Source organism: Amycolatopsis sp. H20-H5, from assembly GCF_035828755.1.
Taxonomy (GTDB): Bacteria; Actinomycetota; Actinomycetes; order Mycobacteriales; family Pseudonocardiaceae; genus Amycolatopsis.
This window is the reverse complement of the sequence record NZ_JAYMZS010000234.1, coordinates 1-5,155: the sequence shown is the minus strand read 5'-3', so window position 1 is coordinate 5,155 and position 5,155 is coordinate 1. Positions and strand designations below refer to the sequence as shown.

At 69.3% G+C, this 5,155-nt stretch carries 4 protein-coding genes; 3 read left to right on the top strand and 1 reads right to left on the bottom strand.

The window, feature by feature from the left end; genetic code table 11:
* Nucleotides 1–799, bottom strand: a 799-nt coding sequence (locus QMK34_RS46915) for a DUF6801 domain-containing protein (protein ID WP_326421505.1), incomplete at its 3' end; no start/stop codon positions are given.
* Between the two features lie 463 nt (nucleotides 800–1,262).
* Here QMK34_RS46915 and QMK34_RS46910 point away from each other — a divergent pair.
* Genes QMK34_RS46910 through QMK34_RS46900 form a run of 3 tightly spaced genes read left to right on the top strand, consistent with a single transcriptional unit; the run spans nucleotide 1,263 to nucleotide 4,827 of the window.
* The gene (locus QMK34_RS46910) at nucleotides 1,263–3,035 is read left to right on the top strand and encodes a glycosyl transferase (RefSeq protein ID WP_326421504.1); all 1,773 of its coding nucleotides are present in this window, start codon (nucleotides 1,263–1,265) and stop codon (nucleotides 3,033–3,035) included.
* Nucleotides 3,032–3,985 (top strand): ATP-binding cassette domain-containing protein, encoded by a 954-nt coding sequence (locus QMK34_RS46905; protein WP_442785373.1) that lies wholly within the window; start codon nucleotides 3,032–3,034, stop codon nucleotides 3,983–3,985. Before QMK34_RS46910 ends, QMK34_RS46905 begins: the two co-directional genes overlap by 4 nt.
* Complete coding sequence (locus QMK34_RS46900; RefSeq protein WP_326421503.1) at nucleotides 3,982–4,827, top strand: ABC transporter permease; 846 nt, start codon at nucleotides 3,982–3,984, stop codon at nucleotides 4,825–4,827. Before QMK34_RS46905 ends, QMK34_RS46900 begins: the two co-directional genes overlap by 4 nt.
* Nucleotides 4,828–5,155 lie beyond the last annotated feature (328 nt).

Here is a 5,155-nt window from a genome sequence, read left to right as displayed (position 1 = left end):
GCTCCGTCGTCGGGGTGGTGGGGGTCGTCGGCACCGTCGTCGGAGTCGTCGGGGTCGTGGGCTCCGTGGTCGGCGTCGTCGGCTGCGTCGTCGGCGTCGTGGGCGTCGTCGGCACCGTGGTGGGAGTGGTGGGGGTGGTCGGGGTCGTGGGCGTGGTCGGCGGGGTGGTGCCGCCCGCCGGGGCGATCTCGAACGTGCCCAGCTGCGTGTTCTGGCCCGGCTTCAGCGTGCAGTCCGAGGTGAACGTGCCGAGGTCGGTCGGCGAGCCGTCGGCCAGCCTCGGCGTCAGCGTGGTGCTGAAGTTCCCGACCGTCACCGCCGCGGTGCCGGGGCTCGGCAGTGCGATCGACGGTGCCTTGCCGGAGGTCTTGATGTGGAACGAGCCCGAAGGGGGCACCGGGGTCTGGGCGATCACCAGCGGCAGCGACAGGTTCAGCGTTTTGTCGACCGGGTACTTCAGCACCGCGGCGGCCTTGGCGGTGCCCTCCACCGTCGTCGCGCCGATCAGCGCGAGGGCGTCGGTGCCCTCGGCGGGAACGGTGACGTCCGCGTCGAACGTGATCGCCGGCGTCTTCTGCCCCGCGATCGCGCCGTCCGGCAGGACGCTGTCGATCTTCACCGTCAGCGTCAGCGGATCGGCGATGATCGGGAACGGGCACGAGTAGTCCAGGGTCAGCGAAACCGGTGCGGCCTGGCTGGCCCCACCGCCCACCAGCAGCGCGGTGGCGACGACGGCGGAAGCCACCGTGGCGGCGGCGAGTCCATGGGCGAACTTTCTCGACTTCCAGCGAACTTTCACAGCAGCGTCTCCAGATGCGTGGGGTGGGGAGGGGAAAGACCAGAGAAAAGCGCCTCCGAATGGCGGTAACCTGGCCGAAACAACCCGGCCATGGGCGATTAAAGTACCTGCGCTACCGACGGGTAGCAAGGAGACTAAAAGTCCGCCGAATTCTTGTCACCCTGGTCGCCTCGAGACCTGCTCGAACTAGCACCCGGCCACGATCGTGTGATCTATAAACGCAGGCCACCAGCCAAAACGGCAAAGCTGTCACCTGCGTGAGTGTTTTCCGGCGCAGAGTTGTCACCACCGCGTTTTTGTGACGTAAGAGCTAAAAGTCTCCCTGCGGACTGTCACCTGTATCTGCGGTTGATTTCGCGCGAGCGTTCTGTTTACCCCGTTCCTTGCCGCGAGCGCCACACCGTGGGTACTTTCGCCTCTCCTGGCCCCGCAGAACAGGAGCCGCACCGATGCGAACGCCGCGATGAGCGTCCTTCTCGAAACCCCGGCAGGGCCACCACTGGCAACGCGACGTCCGCGCCTGCCGGACTTGCTCGCGCCCGCCGTCTACCTGCTCGGCGCGTTCCTGCTCTATCGTCCACTGTGGACCAATCTGGGCAACGGGTACCTCGGCGGCAGCGGCCAGGACCAGAACATGTGGGAGTGGTTCTTCGCCGTCGTCGCCCACTCGGTGGCCCACGGCGAGAACCCGTTCGGCAGTGTCCTGCAGAACTATCCCGCCGGGGTGAACCTGATGGCCAACACGGCCATGACGGGCGCCTCGATCCCGCTGACCCCGGTCACGCTGGCCTTCGGCCCGGCCACGACCTGGGCACTGCTGCTCACGACCGGCCTCGCCGGCACCGCGGCCGCCTGGTACTGGGTGCTCTCACGCCACTTCCTGACCTCCCGCACGGCCGCGGCGGTGGCGGGCGCGTTCTGCGGGTTCGCCCCGCCGGTCATCTCGCACGCCAGCGCCCACCCCAACTTCGCCGCGTTGTTCCTCTTCCCGTTCATCACGCTGCGATTGATCCGCCTGGCACGCGGTGAATCCCCGCTGCGCAACGGCGTTGTCCTCGGCCTGCTCGTCGCGCTCCAGGTCTTGCTTGGCGAGGAACCGCTGCTCATCGGCGCGGTCACGCTCGCGGTGTTCGGCCTCGCACAGCTCGCCCAGCGGCCGCGCACGACGATCACCACGCCGCGCACGTTCGCCGCCGGGCTCGGCGTCGCCGCGGCCGTGTCCGCGCTGATCGTCGCGTTTCCGTTGTGGTGGCAGTTCTTCGGCCCGCAGTCCTACCACGCGCTGGAGCACGGGCCGCGTGGCAACGACGCGGCCGCGTTCACCACCTTCGCCGCGGACTCCCTGGCAGGCAACCGCGAAGCCGCCGCCGCGCTCTCGATGAACGGCACCGAGCAGAACGCCTTCTTCGGCTGGCCACTGGTGCTGCTGCTGATCCCGATCATCGTGGTGCTGCGCCGTTCGGTGGCCGCGCGGGCGCTCGCGATCACCGCGTTCGTGCTCGCCTGGATCTCGACCGGCTCGGAACTCGTCGTCGCACACCACCGCACCGGCCTGCCGGGCCCGTGGGCGTTGCTGGCGAAACTGCCGCTGTTCGAATCCGTGCTGGAGTCACGATTCGCGCTCGGCTGCGTGCCCGTCGTCGGCATCCTGCTCGGCCTGGCGATCGAGCACGTGCTGCGGGTGACCTCGGCCGACGACGTCTGGCGGGCGCCGGCGCGGGTCGTGGCGGCGTCGCTGCTGCTGGTCACGCTGGCGCCGATCGTCCCGGCCGGGTTCACCGCGCAGGAGCGTGAGCAGACGCCCGCGTTCTTCACCGCCGGGATCTGGGCCGGCCACGTCCGGCCCGGCCACTCGCTGGTGAACGTCCCGCTGCCCGACACCTCCGACGCGGTGGCGCTGCACTGGCAGGTCGACGCCGGGCTCGGTTTTCCCGTGGCGGAAGGGTATTTCGTCGGTCCCAACGATCTCGACGGGCGCGGGATGTACGGCGCGATCCGGCGGCCGACGTCGAATCTGCTCAAGAAGGTCGCCGAAACCGGCGCGGTGCCCGAAATCGGGCTGCTTCAGCGGTTTCAGGCCGCCGAAGACCTGCGGTTCTGGAACGCCGACGTCGTCGTGCTGGGCCCGCACCGCAACCAGGTGGCACTGAAACAGACGGTCGAGAAGCTGCTCGGCCCGGCGGTTTCGACCGGCGGCGTCTGGGTCTGGGATGTCCGGAATGGAGTGCGCTCATGACGGGAATTCCCTTGCACCAGGCGGCCATCACGGTGTCGGGCCTGGCCAAGCGGTACGGCGAGGTGACCGCGCTCGCCGACGTCAGCCTCGTCGTGGAGACGGGCACCGTGCTGGGCGTGCTCGGGCACAACGGCGCCGGCAAGACCACCCTGATCGACGTGCTCAGCACCCGCGCCAAACCCAGCGCGGGCCACGCGCGGGTGTGCGGGTTCGACGTCGTGCGCGACGGGCACCAGGTCCGGCGGCGGATCGGCGTGACCGGGCAGTTCGCCGGGGTGGACGACGGACTGTCCGGCCGGGACAACCTCGTGCTCGTCGCGCGGCTGCTGGGCGCGAACGGCCACCAGGCGAGAGCGCGCGCGAGGGACCTGATCGACGTCTTCGGGCTCGGCGACGCGGCCGAACGGCCCGCGAAGACGTACTCGGGCGGCATGCGGCGGCGGCTCGACCTCGCCGCCGGGCTGGTCGGCTCGCCGCAGGTGCTGTTCCTCGACGAGCCGACGACCGGGCTGGACCCGATGAGCCGGACCGGGCTGTGGGAGATGGTCGAACGGCTCTCCAGCAACGGCACCACCGTCGTGCTCACCACCCAGTACCTGGAGGAGGCTGACCGGCTGGCCGACCACATCGTCGTGCTGGGGCTCGGCCGCGTGACGGTGTCGGGCACGCCCGCGCAGCTCAAGGCACGGCTCGGCGAGCGGACCGCCACGATCAGCTTCGGCAGCGAACTCGCCACCCGCCGCGCGCTCGACGCGCTGAGCAAGCTGGGGATGCCCGCGACCACGTCCGGGTTCGTGCTCGGTGTGGCGCTGACCGGCCCCGCCGACCTGGCCGTCCTCGTGCGGACGCTGGACTCGGCGGGCGCGCCACTGAAGGACCTCACGGTGAAGGAACCCACGCTCGACGACGTCTACCTGTCGCTGCACCGGACGAGAGAGGTCCTCCGATGACCGCCCAGCCGACCGCACGGCACCGAGCGACGTCCCGAACCGGTTACGAGAACCCGGCGCTGTGGCGGGCGGGCGGATTCCGGTCCCAGGTCCGGGTGCTGGCCGCGCGGTCGCTGCGGACCGCGTTCGGCGACCGGCGGCTGGTCTTCTTCGGACTGTTGCAGCCGATCGTGCTGCTGTTGCTGTTCAGCCAGGTGTTCAGCGGCGTCGGCAACCTGCCCGGGGTCGCGGCGTACCAGGGGTACGTCAACTTCCTGGTGCCCGCGACGCTGGTCAACATCGCGATGACCACGGCGATGAGCTCCGGTGCCGGCCTGCTGGCGGAGGTCTACAGCGGATTCGTCGGGCGGCTGCGCTGCCTGCCGATCCGGCTGTTCTCGGTGCTCATGGCACGCACGATCGCCGACGCCGCGCGGCTGGCCGTGCAACTGCTGGTCACCCTGGTGGCGAGCGTGGCGTTCCTGGGCTTCCGGCCGGCGGGCGGGGTGCTCGGCGTGGCGGCCGCGCTGCTGCTGACGCTGGTCGTCGGCTGGTGCCTGAGCTGGCTGTTCATCGCGATCGCCACCTGGCTGCGCAAGGCCGAGACGTTGCAGGCGGTGTCGTTCATCGTGATGTTCCCGCTGATGTTCGGCTCCAGCGCGTATATGCCGCTCGACACGATGCCGGTCTGGATGCGGGTGGTCTCGTCGGTCAATCCCGTGACCTACGCGATCGACGCGACCCGCGGGCTGGCGCTGGACCGGCCCTCGGGCTGGGCGATCCCGGCGACACTGGGCATCGCGGTGGCCGCCGCGCTGGGCGGCGGCGTCATGTCGGCCAGGAACTTCCGGCGGGCCACGTGAACCGGGTGTGAAATGTACGGATTACCTACGATCGTTTTATGCCAGACGGACGAACTTCTGCCGAATTGACAGATTTTTCTTGCCAGCACACCGAAGTTTGCTTTGATCAGCTAGGTTTTGCCAGAGCTGGATGAAGAGTCCGGTCACTTCGGATAAGAACGGTGGCCGGATCAGAACACGATCAACGAAGATCGAGTAGTCGGGGAGAGCACATGCCGAAGCAGCGCCACCGAGCGAAAACCAGGCGAACGGTCCGGCAACGGACCGCCGTCGCACTCGCGGGCAGCGCACTGGCAGTACTACCCACCCTCACCACCACCGCCATCCC

Bases quoted from the DNA above. Each gene is read 5' to 3' on its own strand.
- QMK34_RS46910 (WP_326421504.1), top strand. From the start codon at position 1,263: ATGAGCGTCCTTCTCGAAACCCCGGCAGGGCCACCACTGGCAACGCGA.
- QMK34_RS46905 (WP_442785373.1), top strand. From the start codon at position 3,032: ATGACGGGAATTCCCTTGCACCAGGCGGCCATCACGGTGTCGGGCCTG.
- QMK34_RS46900 (WP_326421503.1), top strand. From the start codon at position 3,982: ATGACCGCCCAGCCGACCGCACGGCACCGAGCGACGTCCCGAACCGGT.